The organism is Nocardia flavorosea NBRC 108225 (assembly GCF_001613385.1).
Classification (GTDB): domain Bacteria; phylum Actinomycetota; class Actinomycetes; order Mycobacteriales; family Mycobacteriaceae; genus Nocardia; species Nocardia flavorosea.
The window spans coordinates 314,333-335,021 of sequence record NZ_BDCG01000016.1 but is presented as its reverse complement, the minus strand read 5'-3'; the positions used below and the strand labels follow the sequence as shown (position 1 = coordinate 335,021).

Here is a 20,689-nt window from a genome sequence, read left to right as displayed (position 1 = left end):
CGTCAGGGGTGGCGAGGTGGATCTTCGATCGTGGCCCAGCACGGACGGTGGCCGCACCGGGACAAGTTTCCACTGCCGCGATGTGGGGCTGCCGAGCCCAGCCGAAGCTCACCGAACCCGATGATCGGCCACATACCCGTGTAGCCGCGGAGCCGCATTCGGCCGGGCATCCCTAGGGACGAAGAACAGGTCGTGCCGCGAACCCCGGTACGGCGAGTACCGGAATCCGCGGCACGGCATTCGGGATTCACTCGATCCGCCGGCGCCGGGCAGACCGGGTCACTCGCCACCTTTGGCGGCCTGGAGCAGGTCGGTGTGAGTGGTGAACTTGACCCGCGGGCGGCCCGCTTCCTTCCCGGCGCCGCGTTCGGCCTGATCGATGGCCTTCCAACCGGCACGGTCCACCAGATCCGGCTGACGTTGCTGTACCAGGGCACGCAGAGCGTCCCGGTCGCCGGTGGGCGCGGCCAGTTTGCCGGACATGAAGTCCGCGATGAGCGCTTCGACGGTTTCCTCGGAGTCGATGCGGTTCGAGCCGATGACACCGCGGGGACCGCGCTTGATCCAGCCGCTGACGTACACGCCGGTGAGCGGGGTGCCGTCGGGACCGGTCACCCGGCCGTGCTCGTTGGGCACCACGGCACGCTTTTCGTCGAACGGCAGATCCGGTACCGGTTCACCGCGGTAGCCGATCGAGCGCAGCACCAGGGAGGCGTCATAGCTGCCGGTGCGGTCGGTGGCGCGGGCATTGAGCACACCGTCCACGTCGACCAGCTCGTTGTGCGCGTACTCGAGCCCTTCCACCTTGCCGCTTCCGCGCACCTCGGTGGGCGAGGCCAGGTATTTGAACACGATCCGCTTGTTACCCTCGGTGGGCTGTTTCGCGGCGTATTCCTCGGCCAGCGTGTACTTCAGCCGCAGCGACGGCTCGACCTCGGGATCGTCGAGCACCGCCTGCGAGGCCGGGTCGAGTTTCAGATCGGCCGGATCGATGACCACGTCGACGCCGGACAGATGCGTGAGCGCCAGGAACTCCGGTGAGGTGTAGGCGGCCTGCAACGGTCCGCGCCGGCCCAGCACGACCACTTCGCGGATATTGCTGTTGCGCAGCGCGGCGAGGGCGTGGTCGGCGATATCGGTCTTGGCGAGCTCGTCCGGGTGCACGGTGAGCACGCGCGCCACATCGAGCGCGACATTGCCGTTTCCGACGATGATCGCCCGCTCCCCGGACAGGTCGAAGGTGCGGTCGGCATAGTCGGGGTGGCCGTTGTACCAGGCCACGAATTCGGTGGCCGAATGGCTGCCGGGCAGCTCCTCGCCCGGGACGCCCATCCGCCGATCGGACGAGGCACCGACCGCGTAGAGAACCGCGTGATGGTGCGCCAGCAATTCCTCGTGACTGATGTGCTCGCCGACCTCGACGTTCAGGTAGTACTGCAGGGTGTCGCGGCGGAACGCCGATTCGAACATGCCGGCCACCGTTTTGGTACCGGGATGATCCGGAGCCACTCCGGCGCGGACCAGGCCCCACGGCGTGGGCAAACGGTCGAACATCTCCACCTGGACATCGCAGCGGCGGAGCAGTTCGTCGGCGGCATAGGCGGCCGCAGGCCCGGCACCGACGATCGCGACCCGCAGCGTCCCGAGTTCTTTGGGCGGACGCACGGGCGTGGCGATCGGATCCAGATTGGATTCCAGGGGGTGCCGCTCGAACCAGGCGGCATTGATATCCCGGTAGCGGGCCAGCGACGCGGTGAGATCGTCTTCGGAGAAGATGGCCTCCACCGGGCACGCGTCGACACAGGCGCCGCAGTCGATGCAGGTGTCGGGGTCGATGTAGAGCATTTCGGTCGTGGCGAATTCCGGCTGGTCCGGAGTCGGGCGGATGCAGTCGACCGGGCACTCGGAAACGCAGCTGGCATCGTTACAACAACGCTGCGTGATTACGTAGGCCATATTTGTGCAGATCCTCGAGACTTATGTGCGGGCTGGTGCCTTCCGGGTCACGGTGGGCAGGGCGAGACAATCGGTGTGGACCGGGGTCACCGGCCCACCTCCATTGTGACGCCGCTTTCAGTTTGCCTCGAGTGTGTTGTCCATCTCCGCACGGAGGGTGCTTACGGTGATCACATGACCCGGACTCTGATCTTGATGCGGCACGGGAAGTCGGCCTACCCGCCCGGAATCGACGACCACGAACGCCCACTGGCGCCGCGTGGCCGGCGCGAAGCCGCGCTGGCCGGCGACTGGCTGCGCGCCACCCAGCCTCCCATTTCGGCGGTCCGCTGCTCCACCGCGACGCGCACCCGGGAGACCCTCGCCGCGACCGCGGTCACCGCACCGGTGGAATTCGATGCCGGAATCTACGAGGCAGCGGCCGATCGGCTGATCGAGATCGTCCAGCTGACCGATCCGGCCGTGTCGACCTTGCTGCTGATCGGGCACTCACCGGGTATGCCGTGGACCGCATGGGACCTGGCGGCCGATCACGATACCGACGACGCCGTGAGCATCGGCCGCAAGTTTCCCACCTCGGCCATGGCGGTACTGCATTTCGATCTCCCGTGGGATCGGATCGGCCCCGGCACGGGCGATCTGGCCACCTTCCACATCCCTCGCTGAGCGAACGCGGCCGATCAGCGCAGGAGTTTGCCGCCGAAGACCGCGCCGACGCCCAGCAGCACCAGCAGCAGGAACGCAGCCCACCCGCCGAGCAGCCACCAGACCAGCCCGAACACCACCACGACCGGTGCCACCGCGATGGCGGTGATCACCGGACTCTCCTTGACCGTGGCCCAGGCCGAACGCGCCCGGATCCGGTCGATTTCCTTAGCCATAAGCCCAGGTTACGTGCCCGGAACCGGACGCGCTGGCGAGCGCGGAATCCGGTTCCGTCCGGCTCGTGCCACGGCCCCGCAGGCTGGGTACGCTGGCCCTCGGGGTCCGGTGGCCGGCCACGCCGCCGGGAGGCGGTAGTCGCAACCGAGAGGAAGTGCGGAGATGACCGGAACAACCGAGGAGAGCACTGTCGTCCGGAACGCGGACAAAGACCGCTACGAGGTGTTCTACGGCGCTGATCTCGCCGGTTTCGCCGAGTACACCGAACGCGGCACGGAAACCGTTTTCACCCACACCGAGGTCGATTCGGCATACGAGGGCAAGGGGCTCGGCAGCAAGCTCGCCGCGTTCGCGATCCGCGACACCGTCGACCGCGGGCACCGGATCCGTCCCGAATGTCCGTTCATCCGAAGCTATCTGGAGCGCCATCCCGAATACGCCGCGCATGTGGTCGGCGTCGACGGTGAGTGATCTCGACCCGCATCCCACCGAAACGCTGTGCGTACCGGTGGCCGGGCCGGGGCCGGTGACCGAACTCTATCCGGCCCGGGAAGTGCCACTGGGCGGGGTGCGCGGCACGTATGTCGAGCGTACTCTCCCGCAGCGGGATCTGCCGACCGTCGGGGCGTGGTGTTTTCTCGACTACTTCGGCGCGCCGACGGTGACCACCACGGATCTGCCGCCCGATATCGACCCGCATCCGCATATCGGCCTGCAGACGGTCACCTGGCCGCTGGAGGGCAGGATCCGGCATCGCGATTCGGTGCATTCGGATGTGCTGATCGAACCGGGCCAGCTGAACCTGATGACCTCCGGCCGCGGAATAGCCCATTCGGAGTACACCGTGCCGGATGCCCCGGCCGGACGCGGACTACAACTGTGGATCGCACTGCCCGATGCACAACGCGATATCGCACCGCATTTCGAACAGCACCGCGATCTGCCCGTGCACCACATTCCGGGCCTACGCGCGACCGTCCTGCTGGGGACACTGGCCGGGGTCACCTCCCCGGCGATGATCTACACGCCGCTGGTCGGCGCGGATATCGAGATCGATCCCGCCACCACGACCACGCTGCGGACGAATCCGGCCTACGAATACGCGGTCCTGGTGGTCGCGGGCGAAGCGACGGTGGCCGGTGTCGAGATGACCGCCGGCCCGCTGCTGTACCTGGGCACCGGGCGCGCCGACTTGGAGTTGTCCAGCGCCGGCGGCGGCCGGTTCGCATTGGTCGGCGGCGAACCGCTGGCCGAGGAACTGGTGATGTGGTGGAATTTCGTCGCCCGCGAACATGCGGAGATCGCCGCGGCCCGCACCGACTGGGAACAGCGCAATACCGCCCGTTTCGGTGCTATCGCCGGTCATCCGCCCGACCAGCGAATCCCCGCACCGCCGCTACCCGGCGGGCAGTTGAAACCCCGCCGCCGGCCGCGCGGCTGAAAAACTCTTCACGCCGCTTGCCTGGAGCCCACTCCAGGTGGCTAGCGTTGGCGTCGTTCGACGAGAGGACGCGGCTCGGCCCCACAGAAAGGGCTCTGGCGCATTATTTTTCCGGACAGAGGGGATTTCAGTGAGTCTTTCCGCACCGACCGGCGACGAGCCCGGCCGGGATATCCCCCGGCATACGATCGGCGCCGCCGCCCGGCACTGCGGGCTGAGCCAGGACACCCTGCGCTGGTACGAGCGCATCGGCCTGCTCTCCCATATCGGCCGCGATCACACCGGTAGACGCCGGTTCAGCGACCGTGATCTGGAATGGCTCACGCTGATCACGCGGCTGCGTACCACCGGGATGTCGGTCGCGGACATGATCCGCTACGCGCAGCTCGTCCGGGCCGGGGAGAGCACCGTCCCGGAACGACTCGCCATGTTCCGTGCCACCCGCGCCGAGGCCCTCGACCGTATCGCCGAACTCCAGCAGACCGTGGCGACCCTGGATTACAAGATCGCGCTCTACGAGGAACACACCGCATCCGCCGCCCGGTCTCCCGACAACGCCGCATCGTGAAGGGATTTCCGCGATTAACCCTTCCCCACGGCTGAAGCCGGGGGATTTCCAGCTCGGACCGCACCACTGACCGCCCCGGAGGGAGGCCCGCAATGTCTTACGTCGTCAGCACCGGCACGGTCGAGTTCTACCGTGGCCGCCAGAATGACAGCGGCAGCGTTCCGGTCGCGGTCTGCGGTGTGCCCACAGTCTTCGCAACTGAAGATCCTTACCTGCAATGCAAGCCGCTGCTTGGCTCTCGCTCCACAGCTTGCACAGGTCATGGTCGTGTACGCGGGCGCAACCTTCACCACCTTCCGCCCCGCCCGCGTGGCACGTTCGATCAGCTCTCGTTTCGCGGCACCGATCGCAGCATCGGCTGCTTTGCGTGCCATCGTGGACCGGGCGAGGAACTTCGGCTTGAAGTCCTCAACCGCGATCACCTGATGATCAGCGACGACGCGGCGAGCCCACACCCGAGCGGCGTGGGTGTTCTGCCGCGCTGCTTTCTTGTGGAGGCGGGCCGCTTCACGCCGAGCCTGCTGGTAGCCGTTGCTCTGCACCTGCCCCTTGGGGCGACGACGGCGAGACATCTTCCGCTGCGCTCGCGCAAGTTCAGCGGCGCATCGACGGCGATGCCCGGCGTAGGGCAGGTCATGAGCGGGGCTGGTGGTGGTCGCCGTAGCGCAGACACCCCAGTCGATACCGATAGCCCCAAACGCTGCGGGCGCCGGCTTGACCTCGCGACGCACGACAAACGAGGCGTACCAGTGACCGAGCGAATCCCGGTAGACGCGAACCGACGACGGCGGAGACGGCAGCACGCGCGACCACACGACCGGGATGCTGACACCTTTCGGCAAGGTCAGCTTGCCGTGAGCGATACCGAACCCGCGCGTCGTGTACTCCAGCGACGGCAGGCAAGTCCTGCGCCGCTTAACGGTCGGCCGGCCTCGCCCTTTCACCTTGAACGAGTGGTCGAGCGCCTGGGCGTAGGTCCACAGTGTTTGCTGCTGGGCAACCTGCGAACCATCACGCAACCACGGAGTGCGGGCGCGCGCCTCGGTGAGCATCTTCGACAGATGCGAGAAGGTGGACGCTTGCCCCGTTCGCTGCTGGTGGACAGCTTCGTTCCACAGGAATCGGCAGCGGTGCCATTCGGTTTCGAGCGCGCGCACCGCTTGTGCGCCGGGGCGCAAGCGGTAGGTGTAGCGCACGACCTCTTCCACACCGAAGATTATATAGCACCGCGCCATATACTTTTGGCATGGACGCGATCCGATCGAACAACAACGTCGTCTACCGCTGCACCTACCACGTCGTCTGGTGTCCGAAATACCGGCGGAGCGTCATCGACGGACGCATCGAAGAACGCCTCCAACAACTCATTCGAGAAGTCTGCGCAGAGCGAGACGCGCACATCGCCGAGCTGGAAACCATGCCCGACCAGGTACACGTGCTCGTCTCATGCGACCCGCAGTTCGGGATCCACCGCCTGGTCAAACAGATCAAGGGCCGCTCTTCCCGCGTCCTGCGAGCCGAGTTCCCCGCTCTCAAGTCCCGCTTACCCACCCTGTGGACCAACTCGTACTTCGTCGCCACCCTCGGCGGCGCAACCCAGGAGGCAGTGAAACACTATGTCGAGAACCAGAAGAACGCTTAGCCCCGACTCCTCCCCCACGGCTGAAGCCGGGGGTTTCCTCGGAGCCCCTTCGATGACCACCCCCGCAACACTGCCGAGCACCCCCATGGGCCCAGAAGGGATCCGGGTCGGTATCCAGGGCCTGGGCTGTATGGGTATGAGCGAGTTCTACGGCCCCACCGACCGCGCCGAAGCCCGCGCGACCCTGGACCGGGCGCTCGAACTCGGCATCACCCTGTTCGATACCGCCGATATCTACGGTTCCGGCGACAACGAAGAGTTCATCGGCGATTTCGTCCGCGCCAATCGGGAACAGGTCGTCCTGGCCACCAAGTTCGCCATCACCCGTAAACCGGACGACCCGCACTACCGCGGCATCGACAACTCACCGGAATACATCCGCGCCGCCGTGGACGCCAGCCTGCGCCGGCTGGGGATCGACACCATCGACCTGTACTACATGCACCGGCGCGATCCCGAAGTACCCATCGAGGAGACCGTCGGCGTGATGGCCGAACTCGTCCGGCAGGGCAAAGTACGCGCGCTCGGGCTTTCCGAAGTCACCGGGGAAGAACTACGCGCCGGTCACGCGGTCCACCCGATCACCGCGGTGCAATCGGAATGGTCGCTGTTCTCCCGGGATGTCGAACGCACCGCGGTACCCGCGGCAGCCGAGCTCGGCGTCACCTTCGTTCCCTACTCGCCGCTCGGCCGGGGTTTCCTCACCGGATCCTTCGCACAGGCCGGCGAACTGAACGACACCGACTTCCGGCGGCATATGCCGCGTTTCACCGGTACCAACGCGACGCACAACGCGGGCCTGCTGGCACCCGTATACGAGATCGCCGAAGAACGGGAACTCACACCCGCACAGGTCGCCCTGGCCTGGGTGCATTCTCGGGCCCAAGAGCACGGGCTACCGATCGTGCCGATTCCGGGCACCCGCCGCCGCACCCGGCTGGCAGAGAACGCCGCGGCGGCCACGGTCGCGCTGACGGCCGCCGAACTGGCCCGGCTGGAACCGATCGCCGAACAGGTCGCCGGACCGCGCTATGCGGATATGTCCTTCACCTCGGCGGGCCGCGAGTAGGGCACTGTCGCGGGACGTTCAGGAGATACCGTCTCCGAGCCATCCAGGCGCTGGGTACCGATAACGCGCAGGAGTTCCAGCTTCTCCGCGGCGTCGGTACCCGGCCGCGGCCGGTAGATCAGCAGTCGCTGGGTGGCGCTGGTGGTGAGCAGGGTTTCACAGTCGAAGGCGATTTCCCCGAGTTCCGGGTGCACGATGCTTTTCACATCGGAAAGCCGCACGCTCACCAGATGCTCGTTCCAGAGCTCTTCGAATTCGGCGCTGGCCGCACGCAGCGCGCCCACGTAATCCAGCACATCGGGGTCTTTCGCGCGGCGCGCCGCGGTGGCGCGCAGATCGGCCACCTGCCGGCGGGATATCCGGTCCACGTCGTCAGGCGGGCAGAATTCGCGGGCCGCCGGATCGGTGAACCACCGCCAGGCGAAGAAACGGTGCCGGCCGGGCAAGGTGGTCTGGTCACCGATCAGCAGGGTGTGCATCCGGTTCTGCACCAGGGTTTCGCCGAGATCGGTGATCACGGCTGCCGGTGTATCGTCCAGTTTCGCCAGGACGTGCATCATGCCCGGTCCCACGTGTTTGTCCGGGCCGCTGCCGCCCGGCGGGGAGTGATCGCACAGGAAGTAGACGTGGTCGCGTTCGTCGCTGGTGTAGCGCAGGGCCCGGGTGAGCGCGGCCAGGACCTGCGTGGACGGCCGCGGACCGCGTGCCTGCTCCAGCCGGGTGTAATAGTCGGTGGAGATTCCGGCGAGCAACGCCACCTCGTCGCGCCGCAACCCCGGCGTCCGCCGGCGCGAACCGGGCGGTAGCCCGACCTCTGCGGGCGTCAGCTGTTCGCGGCGCCGGCGAAGGAAGTCGGCGAGTTCGCTGCGTTCCATACCTCCACTGTCGCGCACCGCGGCGCCCGCAGCCAGGGATCGCCGCTCCCCCGATAAAGCGTCTCTGCCGAGAGCACAAACGCGACACCACAGTGGAACCCATGACGAATACACAGATGCAGATTTCACGGCTGGGTCGTACCGGCCCCACGGTCGGCCGGATCGGATTCGGCGCCATGGGCCTGTCGGGCGTGTACGGGCCCGCCGACGAATCCGAATCGGTGGCGGCCATCCATGCCGCGCTGGATTCCGGGGCCGGGCTCATCGATACCGGCGATTTCTACGGGAGCGGTCACAACGAGATGCTGGTCGGTCGGGCGATCGCCGACCGGCCGCGCGAAGAGGTCACCCTCAGCGTGAAATTCGGTGCACTGATGGGCCCGGGATTCAGCTGGCAGGGGATGGACACACGGCCCGCGGCGGTGAAGAACTTCCTGAGCTACAGCCTGCGCCGGCTAGGCATGGACCATATCGATATCTACCGCCCGGCACGGCTGGATCCCGCGGTGCCGATCGAGGACACCATCGGTGCCATCGCCGAGATGATCGACGCCGGTTACGTCCGGCATATCGGACTGTCCGAGGTGGGCGCCGAAACCTTGCGCCGGGCCGCCGCCGTCCACCCGATCGCCGACCTGCAGATCGAGTATTCGCTGTTCTCCCGCGGTATCGAGGCCGAAATCCTGCCCACCTGCCGCGAACTCGGGATCGGGATCACGGCCTACGGTGTGCTCAGCCGCGGCCTGCTCAGCGATGCGCTGCGCGGCAGAGACACTGCCCTGACCGATTCCCGGGCCGGCAGTCCTCGATTCCAGGGCGAGAACCTCGACGCCAACCTGAAACTCGTCGACACCCTGGCGGGCCTTGCCCAGGAGCGAGGTGTCACCACCGCACAACTCGCCATCGCCTGGGTACTCGGCCGCGGCGACGATATCGTCCCCCTGATCGGCACGCGCAGCGCGCGGCGCTGGGCCGAGTCGATCGGTGCCGCGGCGATATCGCTCACCCCTGCCGAACAGGCCGCGATCGCCGAGGCCGTGCCGGCCGCCGCGGTGGTCGGCAGCCGCTACCCGGAGCCGCTGATGGGGACGCTGGACAGCGAGCGATGAGCCGCTGACATCCGGCCCGGACGGTGAACCAGTGGCCGGCGCGCCACGCGTCCTCGGCTCCGGCGCCGAGGACGCAGCCGCCCATCGGTTACTGCGCCAGGAGGGCGTCGAGGGCCCGGTAGCTGGCGTTGAGCCCTTCGGCCATACCCGATTGCAGCATCCCGTCCCGCTCCTGCGGGGTGTGGAACTGGCTGACGGTGACCACTCGCGTACGCCCGTCGCCGAGATCCTCGAACGTCGCCGCGTCGATGGTGATATGCGCGGGCATACCGTCCCATTCGAAGGACTGCACGATCCGCTCCTGGCGCACGATCTCCCGGAACCGGCCCTCGAATCCGTGGGACTCGCCGTCGGCGCGTTCGACGAAACGCCAGTGTCCACCCACCCGGAACTCCCACCGCTCGATATCGAGCTGATTACCGCGGCCCCACCACTGGGCCAGCTGTTCGATCCGGCTGTAGGCGGCCCAGACGCGTTCGCGCGAGGCGTTGAAAACCCGTTCGATGCGGATCTCGCGGTCCGCGGGAGTGGTGACGACGGCTTCTTCGGTGGCAGTGCTCATTGTTCGTGCTCCGTTCGTTGCAGGAATTCACCGAGACGGTCCATCCGCGCTTCCAGCATCTGCCGGTAGCCCTGCATCCAGGCCACCTCCCGTTCGAATACATCGGGACCGATCCGGCAATACCGGACCCGCCCCTTTTTCTCGGTGACCACCATCCCCGCGCCTTCGAGCAACTGGATGTGCTTCTTGATACCGGTGAGGGTCATCGAGAAGTCCTCGGCCAGTTCACTGACGGTGGCGGGGCCGCGGCCGAGCCGCTCGAGGATGCCCCGCCTGGTGGGGTCCGCGAGCGCCCCGAAGGAGGCGTCCAAAAATTCATACTGAACCATCTAGTTCAGTATTAGCGCCCGGCTCCACGGTGTCAACAAGACACCGCAGAAAAGTTCCACAACCGGCACACCCCGAGGCGTTCACGCAAGGCCACCGGGCTCGACCGGGCCCGGATCAGACCGGACGGCCGGTGGACACCCGGCTGACCCTTCGCTACGTCGGTACCGCAGCGTGAGCGGACGCCCGAACTGCCACCCGCGGCCCCACACCTCACCAGCGGTAGTCGAGGAACTTCCCGTCGAAAGTAATGACCACCCGATCACCGTCCGGGTCCGGCCGACGTGCGAAGTCGACCTTGAAGTTGATCGCGCTCATGATCCCGTCGCCGAACTCCTCGTGGATCAACTCCTTGAGCGCTGGACCGTATACAGAGATCGCTTCCACAAAACGGTAGATCGTCGGGTCGCTCATCAGGGCCGGATCCGCGCCGCGGGCGGGTTGCCGGCTCAGGCTCTCCGCCACCGCGTCGTCCAAGCCCAGCAGATCACAGACCTGACGCGCCTGCTCCGCCGTCATCGGATGCTGCCCGAGCAACGCGGCCGTAGTCCAGACCAGCGGTGCGCCGAGTGCCTCGGCAATAGCAGCCCAGGTCAGCCCGCGCCGGATACGGGCCGCGACAACGAGATCCGCGGCAACGCTCTTGTTCATGATCGGTTCCATAAAGGCCTCCTGATATCGGAATCACCGGAAATATCGAAAGCCTGCCACCGCCGGGCATATCCGCCTGCACCGGTTTCGCATTGTTTACCTCACCGATACATTCCCCCGCCGAAAACGTCGAAGACACAGCTATGCGAAGGGAACCGGCTCCGGTGAGCACCCGGTTACACGGGTGCGCCCGGTTCGATACGACCCGGAAATCCGGGCACCGCACACTTCGCCCACGAGCACTACAAGCGAAGGACCTGACATGTCGTACCTCAAACCGGCGGAATTCGTCGGCGCAATGATCGACGCCGGCGAATCGAAAGCATTCATGTCCACGCGCGATACGGTGATCCGCGCCTTTATGGCGGGCGCGATTCTGGCCCTCGCCGCCGCGTTCGCGGTCACCATCACGGTGCAGACGGGCAACGCGCTCCTCGGCGCAGTCCTGTTCCCGGTCGGCTTCTGCCTGCTGTACCTGCTGGGTTTCGATCTGCTGACCGGTGTATTCACACTGGTCCCGCTGGCCTGGCTGGACAAACGGCCCGGAGTGAACTGGCGTGCGGTACTGCGCAACTGGTCCCTCGTCTTCGTCGGCAATTTCGCCGGCGCGTTCACCGTCGCCGTCATGATGGCCATCATCGTTACCATGGGTTTCTCGATGGACCCGAACGAGGTCGGTCAGCGTCTCGGTGATATCGGCGAATCCCGCACCGTCGGTTACGCCGACCACGGCGCGTCCGGCATGCTCACCCTTTTCATCCGTGGCGTGCTGTGCAATTGGATGGTTTCCACCGGGGTCGTCGCGGCAATGATGTCGACCTCGGTGTCCGGCAAAGTAATCGCCATGTGGATGCCGATCATGCTCTTCTTCTATATGGGTTTCGAGCATTCGATCGTCAATATGTTCCTGTTCCCCTCCGGCCTTCTGCTTGGTGGCGATTTCTCCATCGGCGACTATCTGATCTGGAACGAAATCCCCACGGTGATCGGCAATCTGGTGGGCGGACTGGCCTTCGTCGGCCTCACGCTCTACGCGACCCATGCCCGCACCGCGAACCCCCGGCCCCGCCCGGCTACCGAATCGGTCGCGGAAAACGGTGAAGTACCGGCCGAGAGCACTGCCCGGACTTGACGCAGACTCCGGTCCGCTCCGGAGTTCGAAGCGGGCCGAATCGCCCGTCCCGGACTGGTCAGCTGACGAGTGACCGACCAGCGCAATGCTGTCGAAATCGTCGGCAACGTCCATGCGATGCAGACGGCGATCGATCTCGACGGCCGTCTCGACGAAGAGTTGATCCTGGCCATACATGCCGCACTGATGGCCGGCCCACGATCCCGGTTCCGCCGGGCAATGGCGAACTCAACAGGTATGGATCGGCGGCGATAGTTATGGACCTCACGGGCCCCCTCCGCACCACCGGCACGTTCCGGCTCCGAATCCCGGTATTCGACGCGCCGACCGTCGCCGCGGAACTCGGCACCACACCGTCGAACGCAACGCGGGCCATCGCTCCCCTCGCCGAAGTCGGGATCCTGTCCGAATTCACCGGTAGGCGCTGCAACCGGATGTGGCAGGCCCGGGAGATCCTGGACGTGCTCGACGCATTCGCTGCCCGAGCCGGACGGCGGGGCTTGGGCTGACACTTCGGGACAACCCGGCGGCATAGCCGCTCGTGGTTCCGCTCGGCAAAATCAATGCAATCGGCCCCGCACCGAAACGGTGCGGGGCCGATATGGCTGTTACCGAACGAGCGATTACCGGTAGTCGCTGAACCCGTAGTCGTCCAGCGGAACCGCGGCACCGGTGGTGGCGCCGAAGCCCTCGGGGCTGTAGTAGGTGTCGTCGTAGGACGGCACCGCGTACGCCGCGGCACGGGCCTCTTCGGTCGGCTGGACCTGGATGTTGCGGTACCGGTTGATACCGGTACCGGCCGGGATCAGCTTACCGATGATCACATTCTCCTTGAGGCCGATGAGCCTGTCGGAGCGGCAGTTGATCGCCGCATCCGTGAGGACTCGGGTGGTCTCCTGGAAGGACGCCGCCGACAGCCACGAATCGGTGGCCAGCGACGCCTTGGTGATACCCATCAGCACCGGACGGCCGGCCGCGGGCTCGCCACCCTCGGCGACGACCCGGCGGTTGGACGCCTCGAACTCGGCACGCTCGGTGAGCGAACCGGGCAGGAACTCGGTGGCACCCGAATCGATGATCGTCACCCGGCGCAGCATCTGGCGGACGATGACCTCGATGTGCTTGTCGTGGATCGACACACCCTGCGAGCGGTAGACCTCCTGGACCTCGTGGACCAGGTGGATCTGCACCTGCCGGGGGCCCATCACGCGCAGCACCTCGTGCGGATCCGCCGCGCCTTCCAGCAGCTGCTGGCCGACCTCGACGTGATCGCCGTCGGACAGCAGACGCTCGGAACCGTCGTCGTGCTTGAAGACACGCAGACGCTGACGCTTGGACAGCTTGTCGTATACCACTTCGTCGCCACCGTCATCGGGGATGATGGTGATCTTGTAGAAGCGGTCGTCGTCCTCCAGCCGGATCCGGCCCGAGACCTCGGCGATCGGCGCCTTGCCCTTGGGCACGCGCGCCTCGAACAGCTCCTGCACACGCGGCAGACCACCGGTGATGTCGTCACCCGCGACACCACCCTGGTGGAAGGTACGCATGGTCAGCTGGGTACCGGGCTCACCGATGGACTGGGCGGCGACGATACCGACGGCCTCGCCGATATCGACCAGCTTGCCGGTCGCCATCGAACGGCCGTAGCAGACCGCGCAGACACCGGTACCGGTGCCGCAGGTCAGCACGGAGCGGACCCGGACCTCGGTGATACCGGCTTCCAACAGCGCCTCGATGGCCGGGTCGCCGAGATCGGCGCCCTTGCCCACCACCACGTTGCCGGCGGCATCCACCGCGTCGGACGCAAGCGTCCGGGCGTAGGCGGAGGTCTCCACGTGCGGATCGCGGATCATGGTGCCGTCCGGCTGCTTCTCCGCGATATGCACCACGATGCCGCGCTCGGTGGCGCAGTCGGTTTCGCGCACGATCACGTCCTGCGAGACGTCCACCAGACGACGGGTCAGATAGCCCGAGTCGGCGGTACGCAGCGCGGTATCGGCCAGACCCTTACGAGCACCGTGGGTGTTGATGAAGTACTCGAGAACGGTCAGGCCCTCACGGAACGAGGACTTGATCGGCCGCGGGATGAACTCACCCTTCGGGTTCGTCACCAGGCCCTTCATACCCGCGAGGGTACGGGTCTGGGTGAAGTTACCCGTGGCGCCCGAATCGACGATCGTGATGATCGGGTTATCGGCCGGGTAGTGCGCGCGCAGCGCCTTACCGACCTCTTCGGTCGCTTCCTGCCAGATCTTGACCAGGGCGTTGTTGCGCTCCTGGTGATCGAGCGCACCACGCTGGTACTTCTTCTCGATCTGATCGGACTGCGCCTCGTAGCGCTCCATGATCTCGGCCTTCTCCGGCGGAACGAGCACGTCCGACATGGAGACGGTGACACCCGAACGCGTGGCCCAGTGGAAGCCGGCGTCCTTGAGCTTGTCGACGGTCTGCGCGACCACGATCATCGGGTACCGCTCGGCGAGATCGTTGATGATCGTCGCCTGCCGCTTCTTGGGCATCGGTTCGTTGATGAACGCGTAGTCCCCGGGCAGCAGTTCGTTGAACAGCACCCGGCCCAGCGTGGTCTGGATGGTCCAGGCTTCGCCGCGCCGCCAGCCGTCCGGGAACAGCTCCGCTTCGATCTCCTTGGGCGGACGCTGATCGGTCAGCCGGACCTTGATGTTCGACCGCACGGTCAGCTCACCACGGTCGACTGCCATCTGCGCTTCGGCCGGCGAGGAGTACACGCCCGTCTCCGGACCATCGGCGGTGGCGGGCTGATACTCGCCCTTGGCGCCTTCGTCGAACCGGGTCAGGTAGTACAGGCCGGTCACCATGTCCAGACGGGGCATGGCCAGCGGCCGGCCGGACGCCGGGGACAGGATGTTGTTCGAGGACAGCATCAGAATGCGGGCCTCGGCCTGCGCCTCCGCCGACAGCGGCAGGTGCACGGCCATCTGGTCACCGTCGAAGTCGGCGTTGAACGCCTCACAGACCAGCGGGTGCAGCTGGATGGCCTTACCTTCCACCAGCTGCGGTTCGAAGGCCTGGATACCGAGGCGGTGCAGGGTCGGCGCACGGTTCAGCAGCACGGGATGCTCGGCGATGACCTCTTCGAGCACATCCCACACCTGCGGCCGCTGCCGCTCCACCATCCGCTTCGCGGATTTGATGTTCTGCGCGTGGTTCAGGTCGACCAGCCGCTTCATCACGAACGGCTTGAACAGCTCCAGCGCCATCAGCTTCGGCAGACCACACTGGTGCAGTTTCAGCTGCGGACCGACGACGATGACCGAACGGCCGGAGTAGTCGACGCGCTTACCGAGCAGGTTCTGGCGGAACCGGCCCTGCTTACCCTTGAGCAGATCGCTCAGGGACTTCAGCGGACGGTTGCCCGGGCCGGTGACCGGCCGGCCGCGCCGGCCGTTGTCGAACAGCGCGTCCACGGACTCCTGCAGCATCCGCTTCTCGTTGTTGACGATGATCTCGGGAGCGCCGAGATCGATCAGTCGCTTGAGGCGGTTGTTGCGGTTGATCACGCGGCGGTAGAGGTCGTTCAGGTCGGAGGTGGCGAACCGGCCACCGTCGAGCTGAACCATCGGCCGCAGTTCCGGCGGGATCACCGGAACGGCGTCGAGGACCATGCCCATGGGCGAGTTGCCGTTGGTCTGGAAGGCAGCCACGACCTTGAGCCGCTTGAGCGCACGCAGCTTCTTCTGGCCCTTACCGCTGCGAATGGTTTCGCGCAGGTTCTCGGCCTCGGCCTGGATATCGAAGTTCTCCATCAGCTTCTGGATGGATTCCGCACCCATCGCGCCGGTGAAGTACTCGCCGTAGCGGTCCTGCAGCTCGCGGTAGAGCACCTCGTCCACGATCAGCTGTTTGGGCGCCAGCTTGGTGAAGGTGTTCCAGATCTCCTCGAGCCGGTCCAGCTCACGCTGGGCGCGGTCGCGGAGCTGCTTCATCTCGCGCTCGCCACCGTCCTTCACCTTGCGGCGAACGTCGGACTTGGCGCCCTCGGCCTCCAGTTCGGCCAGGTCGGCCTCGAGCTTCTGGGCCCGGGCCTCGAGGTCGGCGTCGCGCTGATCGGTGACGGTCTTCTTCTCGACCTCCATCTCGGCTTCGAGGGTCGACAGCTCGTTGTGCCGCATCTCGTCGTCGACAGCCGTGATGACATAGGCGGCGAAGTAGATGATCTTTTCCAGATCCTTCGGCGCCAGGTCGAGCAGGTAGCCGAGCCGGCTCGGCACACCCTTGAAGTACCAGATGTGGGTGACCGGCGCGGCCAGCTCGATATGGCCCATCCGCTCACGGCGCACCTTGGCGCGGGTCACCTCGACGCCGCAGCGCTCACAGATGATGCCCTTGAAGCGGACGCGCTTGTACTTACCGCAGTAGCACTCCCAGTCCCGGGTGGGACCGAAGATCTTCTCGCAGAACAAGCCATCCTTCTCCGGCTTGAGCGTGCGGTAGTTGATGGTCTCCGGTTTCTTAACCTCGCCGTAGGACCAGTTACGGATGTCCTCGGCGGTGGCCAAGCCGATCCGGAGTTCATCGAAGAAGTTGACGTCTAGCACGTAACTTCCTTTCCCCTGTGCGGGTCGAATACGAGCAAAAGTTCTCTAGTGGAATTCGAACGCACCGGCCGGGTGCCGAGTCGTGACTACGGCACCCGGCCGACGCCCTAGTTCGCCAGATCGTCGACGGTGGCCGCTTCGTTCCGGGACAGGTTGATGCCCAGGTTGGCCGCCGCCCGCTCCAGGTCCTCGTCGTCGCCGTCACGCATCTCGATCGCGGCGCCGTCGGAGGACAGCACCTCGACATTGAGGCACAGCGACTGGAGTTCCTTGAGCAGAACCTTGAACGATTCCGGAATGCCCGGCTCCGGAATGTTCTCGCCCTTGACGATCGCCTCGTAGACCTTCACCCGGCCCACCACGTCGTCGGACTTGATGGTCAGCAGTTCCTGCAGGGTGTAGGCGGCGCCGTAGGCCTGCATGGCCCAGCATTCCATTTCACCGAATCGCTGACCACCGAACTGCGCCTTACCACCCAGCGGCTGCTGCGTGATCATCGAGTACGGACCGGTCGAACGGGCGTGGATCTTGTCGTCGACCAGGTGGTGCAGCTTCAGGATGTACATGTAGCCGACAGCCACCGGATACGGGAACGGTTCGCCGGACCGGCCGTCGAACAGCATCGCCTTACCGTCGTCGTCGACCATGCGCTCACCGTCACGGTTGGGCAGGGTCGAGGCGAGCAGACCGGTCAGCTCCTCTTCCCGCGCACCGTCGAAGACCGGGGTGGCGATATTGGAGTCGGCCGGGGCACCCAGCATCTGCTCGGGCAGTGCCTGCGCCCACTCCGGGCGGGTGCCGTCGGCGGCGATATCGACCTTCCAGCCCGCCTTGCCGATCCAGCCGAGGTGGGTTTCCAGGATCTGGCCGATATTCATACGGCGCGGCACACCGTGGGTGTTCAGGATGATGTCGACCGGGGTGCCGTCCGGCAGGAACGGCATATCCTCGGTCGGCAGGATCTTGCCGATAACACCCTTGTTGCCGTGGCGGCCGGCCAGCTTGTCGCCGTCCTGGATCTTGCGCTTCTGCGCGACGTACACCCGGACCAGCTCGTTCACGCCCGGAGGCAGATCGTCGTCGTCCTCGCGGGAGAACACCCGGATACCGATGACCTTGCCGGATTCGCCGTGCGGCACCTTCAGCGAGGTATCGCGCACCTCGCGCGCCTTCTCACCGAAGATCGCGCGCAGCAGCCGCTCCTCGGGAGTCAGCTCGGTTTCACCCTTCGGGGTGACCTTGCCGACCAGGATATCGCCGTCACGGACCTCGGCACCGATACGCACGATGCCCCGCTCGTCCAGATCGGCCAGCACCTCGTCGGAGACGTTCGGGATGTCCCGGGTGATCTCCTCGGCGCCCAGCTTGGTATCGCGGGCGTCGATCTCGTGCTCTTCGATATGGATCGAGGTGAGGACGTCGTCCTCCACGAGGCGCTGCGACAGGATGATCGCGTCCTCGTAGTTGTGGCCTTCCCACGGCATGATCGCGACGAGCAGGTTCTTGCCCAGCGCCATCTCACCGTTCTCGGTGCACGGCCCGTCGGCCAGGACCTGGCCGAACTCGACCCGCTGGCCCTCGTCCACGATCGGCCGCTGGTTGGCGCAGGTGCCCTGGTTGGAGCGGGCGAACTTACGCATCCGGTAGCTGCGGCGGGTGCCATCGTCGTGCATGACGGTGATGTAGTCGGCGGAGACCTCCTCCACCACACCGGGCTTCTCGTTCACGACCACATCGCCGGCGTCGACCGCGGCGCGCAGTTCCATACCGGTACCCACCACGGGCGCCTCGGAACGGATCAGCGGCACGGCCTGACGCTGCATGTTCGCGCCCATGAGGGCACGGTTGGCGTCGTCGTGTTCGAGGAACGGGATCATGGCGGTCGCCACCGACACCATCTGGCGCGGCGAGACATCCATGTAGTCGACCTCGGCCGGGGAGACGTATTCCATCTCCTCGTTGCCCTTACGGGCCAGGATGCGATCCTCGACGAAACGCCCGTCGGCACCGACCACCGAATTGGCCTGGGCACGGGTGTGCCGGTCCTCCTCGTCGGCGGTCAGGTACACGACCTCGTCGGTGACCAGGCCGTCGATGACCTTCCGGTACGGCGTCTCGATGAAGCCGAACGGGTTGACCCGCGCGTATACCGCGAGCGAGCCGATCAGGCCGATGTTCGGGCCTTCCGGGGTCTCGATCGGGCACATGCGGCCGTAGTGCGACGGGTGGACGTCGCGGACCTCGAGGCCGGCGCGTTCACGCGACAGACCGCCTGGGCCCAGCGCGTTGAGGCGGCGCTTGTGGGTCAGGCCGGACAGCGGGTTGTTCTGGTCCATGAACTGCGACAGCTGCGAGGTGCCGAAGAACTCCTTGATCGCCGCCACGACGGGACGGATGTTGATCAAGGTCTGCGGCGTGATGGCCTCGACGTCCTGGGTGGTCATGCGCTCACGCACGACGCGTTCCATCCGGGACAGGCCCACGCGGATCTGGTTCTGGATCAGTTCGCCGACGGTACGGATACGACGATTGCCGAAGTGATCGATATCGTCGACCTCGACCGGGACCTCGACGCCGCCGGGGACGGTCATCGTGCGATCGCCCTGGTGCAGACGAACCAGGTATTCGATGATGGCGACGATATCGTCCTTGGTCAGCACCGAACCGGTCACCGGAACGCCGGCGTTCACGCCCAGCTTCTTGTTGACCTTGTATCGGCCGACGCGGGCCAGGTCGTAGCGCTTCTCCTTGAAGAACAGATTCTCGAGGAGGGTCTGCGCGGATTCCTTGGTCGGCGGCTCGCCCGGACGCAGTTTCCGGTAGATGTCGAGCAGCGCCTCGTCCTGGCCGGCGGTGTTGTCCTTCTCCAGGGTGGACATCATGATCTCGGAGAAACCGAAACGCTCGGCGATCTCCTCGTTGGTCCAGCCGAGGGCCTTGAGCAGAACGGTGACCGGCTGGCGGCGCTTACGGTCGATGCGCACACCGACGGTATCGCGCTTGTCGACGTCGAACTCCAGCCAGGCGCCGCGGCTCGGGATGACCCGGACGCTGTGCAGATCCTTTTCGGTGCTCTTGTCGACCGACTGGTCGAAGTAGACGCCCGGCGAACGGACCAGCTGGGACACCACGACGCGCTCGGTGCCGTTGATGACGAAGGTGCCCTTATCGGTCATCATCGGGAAATCCCCCATGAAAACCGTCTGGCTCTTGATCTCGCCGGTGTTGTTGTTGATGAACTCCGCGGTGACGAACAACGGCGCCGCGTAGGTCATGTCCTTGTCTTTGCACTCGTCGAGAGAGGCCTTGACCTCTTCGAAGCGTGGATCGGAGAAGGACAGGGACATCGAGCCCGAGAAATCCTCGATCGGAGAAAGCTCCTCGAGGACTTCTTCGAGCCCGCCGACCAGCCCGCCGTCGCCGCGAGCGGCTGCGCGCTCACGCCATTCCGGCGTGCCGACCAGCCAGGCGAAAGATTCCGTTTGTAGATCGAGAAGTCCGGGCACCTCCAGCGGCTCCCGGAGCTTCGCGAAAGACACCCGCAACGGAGCTCCGGGGATACCTCCGGAAACTCCCAGCTTCGTATTGGCGCTTGTCTGGGTGGAGACTGCCAAGATGCGTCCTTCCAGCACCTCACGCGCGTCGCGTGGTGGTCCGCGACCGTCGCTTGTCTGCTACATTTTGGGATTCTCGCTGGTCACGACCCGAACGAGACTCGAACAGCAAACAACGGAAGCAACACCGGAAGGGTGGAACTTTCGTAGTGCGATCAAGGTATGGACAGGAGGCAGCCAGCGCAACGTCCAAACCTACACCTACCTATACGGAGGTGTCAAAGTACCACCCCCACGAACCGCTGCGCGGCTGACGCGCCGGGCCGGTTTCGCTGGCTGCGTTC

Annotated in this window: 19 protein-coding genes; 10 read left to right on the top strand and 9 right to left on the bottom strand. The window is 65.8% G+C overall.

The window, feature by feature from the left end; genetic code table 11:
• Positions 1–279: 279 nt before the first annotated feature.
• On the bottom strand, positions 280–1,956 hold the full coding sequence (locus NFL01S_RS21910; protein WP_062978093.1) for a 4Fe-4S binding protein: 1,677 nt from the start codon (positions 1,954–1,956) through the stop codon (positions 280–282).
• A gap of 174 nt (positions 1,957–2,130) precedes the next feature.
• On the opposite strand from NFL01S_RS21910, the gene NFL01S_RS21905 reads away from it, so the two are divergent.
• Positions 2,131–2,622: a SixA phosphatase family protein gene (locus NFL01S_RS21905; RefSeq protein ID WP_062978091.1), complete on the top strand. Its 492-nt coding sequence runs from the start codon at positions 2,131–2,133 to the stop codon at positions 2,620–2,622.
• A gap of 14 nt (positions 2,623–2,636) precedes the next feature.
• Here NFL01S_RS21905 and NFL01S_RS21900 read toward each other — a convergent pair whose 3' ends face one another.
• Positions 2,637–2,837, bottom strand: coding sequence for a hypothetical protein (locus NFL01S_RS21900; protein ID WP_062978089.1), 201 nt, complete (start codon positions 2,835–2,837; stop codon positions 2,637–2,639).
• Between the two features lie 163 nt (positions 2,838–3,000).
• On the opposite strand from NFL01S_RS21900, the gene NFL01S_RS21895 reads away from it, so the two are divergent.
• From NFL01S_RS21895 to NFL01S_RS21885, 3 genes are all read left to right on the top strand, one after another.
• Positions 3,001–3,309, top strand: a complete 309-nt coding sequence (locus tag NFL01S_RS21895; RefSeq protein ID WP_062978087.1) for a GNAT family N-acetyltransferase — start codon at positions 3,001–3,003, stop codon at positions 3,307–3,309.
• Positions 3,302–4,279 (top strand): pirin family protein, encoded by a 978-nt coding sequence (locus NFL01S_RS21890; protein WP_062978217.1) that lies wholly within the window; start codon positions 3,302–3,304, stop codon positions 4,277–4,279. The genes NFL01S_RS21895 and NFL01S_RS21890 overlap by 8 nt, the downstream gene beginning before the upstream one ends.
• Positions 4,280–4,409: 130 nt before the next feature.
• A complete protein-coding gene (locus NFL01S_RS21885) occupies positions 4,410–4,847 on the top strand; it encodes a MerR family transcriptional regulator (RefSeq protein WP_062978085.1) in 438 nt (145 codons plus the stop codon).
• 14 nt (positions 4,848–4,861) lie between these two features.
• On the opposite strand, the gene NFL01S_RS21880 is transcribed toward NFL01S_RS21885, so the two are convergent.
• Complete coding sequence (locus NFL01S_RS21880) at positions 4,862–6,082, bottom strand: RNA-guided endonuclease InsQ/TnpB family protein (RefSeq protein WP_062978083.1); 1,221 nt, start codon at positions 6,080–6,082, stop codon at positions 4,862–4,864.
• Between the two features lie 11 nt (positions 6,083–6,093).
• Between NFL01S_RS21880 and tnpA the strand changes: the two genes are divergently transcribed.
• On the top strand, positions 6,094–6,489 hold the full coding sequence (tnpA, locus tag NFL01S_RS21875) for an IS200/IS605 family transposase (protein WP_062978081.1): 396 nt from the start codon (positions 6,094–6,096) through the stop codon (positions 6,487–6,489).
• A gap of 52 nt (positions 6,490–6,541) precedes the next feature.
• Positions 6,542–7,558 (top strand): aldo/keto reductase, encoded by a 1,017-nt coding sequence (locus NFL01S_RS21870; RefSeq protein WP_062978079.1) that lies wholly within the window; start codon positions 6,542–6,544, stop codon positions 7,556–7,558.
• Here NFL01S_RS21870 and NFL01S_RS21865 read toward each other — a convergent pair.
• Positions 7,519–8,433, bottom strand: coding sequence for a helix-turn-helix transcriptional regulator (locus tag NFL01S_RS21865; RefSeq protein WP_062978216.1), 915 nt, complete (start codon positions 8,431–8,433; stop codon positions 7,519–7,521). The two genes, NFL01S_RS21870 and NFL01S_RS21865, sit on opposite strands and share 40 nt — an antisense overlap.
• A gap of 101 nt (positions 8,434–8,534) precedes the next feature.
• On the opposite strand from NFL01S_RS21865, the gene NFL01S_RS21860 reads away from it, so the two are divergent.
• Positions 8,535–9,542, top strand: a complete 1,008-nt coding sequence (locus NFL01S_RS21860) for an aldo/keto reductase (RefSeq protein WP_245670821.1) — start codon at positions 8,535–8,537, stop codon at positions 9,540–9,542.
• 88 nt (positions 9,543–9,630) lie between these two features.
• On the opposite strand, the gene NFL01S_RS21855 is transcribed toward NFL01S_RS21860, so the two are convergent.
• The 3 genes from NFL01S_RS21855 to cynS all read right to left on the bottom strand — a co-directional run bounded on the left by NFL01S_RS21855 (position 9,631) and on the right by cynS (position 11,094).
• The gene (locus NFL01S_RS21855; protein ID WP_062978077.1) at positions 9,631–10,104 is read right to left on the bottom strand and encodes an SRPBCC family protein; all 474 of its coding nucleotides are present in this window, start codon (positions 10,102–10,104) and stop codon (positions 9,631–9,633) included.
• Positions 10,101–10,433, bottom strand: coding sequence for an ArsR/SmtB family transcription factor (locus NFL01S_RS21850; RefSeq protein WP_062978075.1), 333 nt, complete (start codon positions 10,431–10,433; stop codon positions 10,101–10,103). The genes NFL01S_RS21855 and NFL01S_RS21850 overlap by 4 nt, the downstream gene beginning before the upstream one ends.
• A 211-nt stretch (positions 10,434–10,644) precedes the next feature.
• The gene (gene cynS, locus NFL01S_RS21845; protein WP_062978074.1) at positions 10,645–11,094 is read right to left on the bottom strand and encodes a cyanase; all 450 of its coding nucleotides are present in this window, start codon (positions 11,092–11,094) and stop codon (positions 10,645–10,647) included.
• Positions 11,095–11,344: 250 nt separating this feature from the next.
• Between cynS and NFL01S_RS21840 the strand changes: the two genes are divergently transcribed.
• The 3 genes from NFL01S_RS21840 to NFL01S_RS36300 all read left to right on the top strand — a co-directional run bounded on the left by NFL01S_RS21840 (position 11,345) and on the right by NFL01S_RS36300 (position 12,723).
• Positions 11,345–12,214, top strand: a complete 870-nt coding sequence (locus tag NFL01S_RS21840; RefSeq protein ID WP_062978072.1) for a formate/nitrite transporter family protein — start codon at positions 11,345–11,347, stop codon at positions 12,212–12,214.
• Between the two features lie 69 nt (positions 12,215–12,283).
• Positions 12,284–12,469, top strand: coding sequence for a hypothetical protein (locus NFL01S_RS36305; RefSeq protein WP_062978070.1), 186 nt, complete (start codon positions 12,284–12,286; stop codon positions 12,467–12,469).
• A gap of 2 nt (positions 12,470–12,471) precedes the next feature.
• Positions 12,472–12,723 carry a hypothetical protein gene (locus NFL01S_RS36300; protein WP_062978068.1) on the top strand — a complete coding sequence of 84 codons (252 nt, stop codon included), beginning with the start codon at positions 12,472–12,474 and terminating at the stop codon, positions 12,721–12,723.
• 114 nt (positions 12,724–12,837) lie between these two features.
• On the opposite strand, the gene NFL01S_RS21825 is transcribed toward NFL01S_RS36300, so the two are convergent.
• Both NFL01S_RS21825 and rpoB read right to left on the bottom strand, forming a co-directional pair.
• Complete coding sequence (locus NFL01S_RS21825; RefSeq protein WP_062978066.1) at positions 12,838–16,791, bottom strand: DNA-directed RNA polymerase subunit beta'; 3,954 nt, start codon at positions 16,789–16,791, stop codon at positions 12,838–12,840.
• Between the two features lie 107 nt (positions 16,792–16,898).
• Positions 16,899–20,423 carry a DNA-directed RNA polymerase subunit beta gene (gene rpoB / locus NFL01S_RS21820; protein WP_062978064.1) on the bottom strand — a complete coding sequence of 1,175 codons (3,525 nt, stop codon included), beginning with the start codon at positions 20,421–20,423 and terminating at the stop codon, positions 16,899–16,901.
• Positions 20,424–20,689: the final 266 nt, after the last annotated feature.

Coding starts and splice junctions, on each gene's coding strand:
- NFL01S_RS21870 (WP_062978079.1), top strand. CDS start 6,542: ATGACCACCCCCGCAACACTGCCGAGCACCCCCATGGGCCCAGAAGGG.
- NFL01S_RS21860 (WP_245670821.1), top strand. CDS start 8,535: ATGACGAATACACAGATGCAGATTTCACGGCTGGGTCGTACCGGCCCC.
- NFL01S_RS36300 (WP_062978068.1), top strand. CDS start 12,472: ATGGACCTCACGGGCCCCCTCCGCACCACCGGCACGTTCCGGCTCCGA.
- tnpA (WP_062978081.1), top strand. CDS start 6,094: ATGGACGCGATCCGATCGAACAACAACGTCGTCTACCGCTGCACCTAC.
- NFL01S_RS21910 (WP_062978093.1), bottom strand. CDS start 1,956: ATGGCCTACGTAATCACGCAGCGTTGTTGTAACGATGCCAGCTGCGTT.
- NFL01S_RS21850 (WP_062978075.1), bottom strand. CDS start 10,433: ATGGTTCAGTATGAATTTTTGGACGCCTCCTTCGGGGCGCTCGCGGAC.
- NFL01S_RS21865 (WP_062978216.1), bottom strand. CDS start 8,433: ATGGAACGCAGCGAACTCGCCGACTTCCTTCGCCGGCGCCGCGAACAG.
- NFL01S_RS21855 (WP_062978077.1), bottom strand. CDS start 10,104: ATGAGCACTGCCACCGAAGAAGCCGTCGTCACCACTCCCGCGGACCGC.
- NFL01S_RS21905 (WP_062978091.1), top strand. CDS start 2,131: ATGACCCGGACTCTGATCTTGATGCGGCACGGGAAGTCGGCCTACCCG.
- NFL01S_RS21895 (WP_062978087.1), top strand. CDS start 3,001: ATGACCGGAACAACCGAGGAGAGCACTGTCGTCCGGAACGCGGACAAA.
- NFL01S_RS21840 (WP_062978072.1), top strand. CDS start 11,345: ATGTCGTACCTCAAACCGGCGGAATTCGTCGGCGCAATGATCGACGCC.
- NFL01S_RS21880 (WP_062978083.1), bottom strand. CDS start 6,082: ATGGCGCGGTGCTATATAATCTTCGGTGTGGAAGAGGTCGTGCGCTAC.
- NFL01S_RS21900 (WP_062978089.1), bottom strand. CDS start 2,837: ATGGCTAAGGAAATCGACCGGATCCGGGCGCGTTCGGCCTGGGCCACG.
- cynS (WP_062978074.1), bottom strand. CDS start 11,094: ATGGAACCGATCATGAACAAGAGCGTTGCCGCGGATCTCGTTGTCGCG.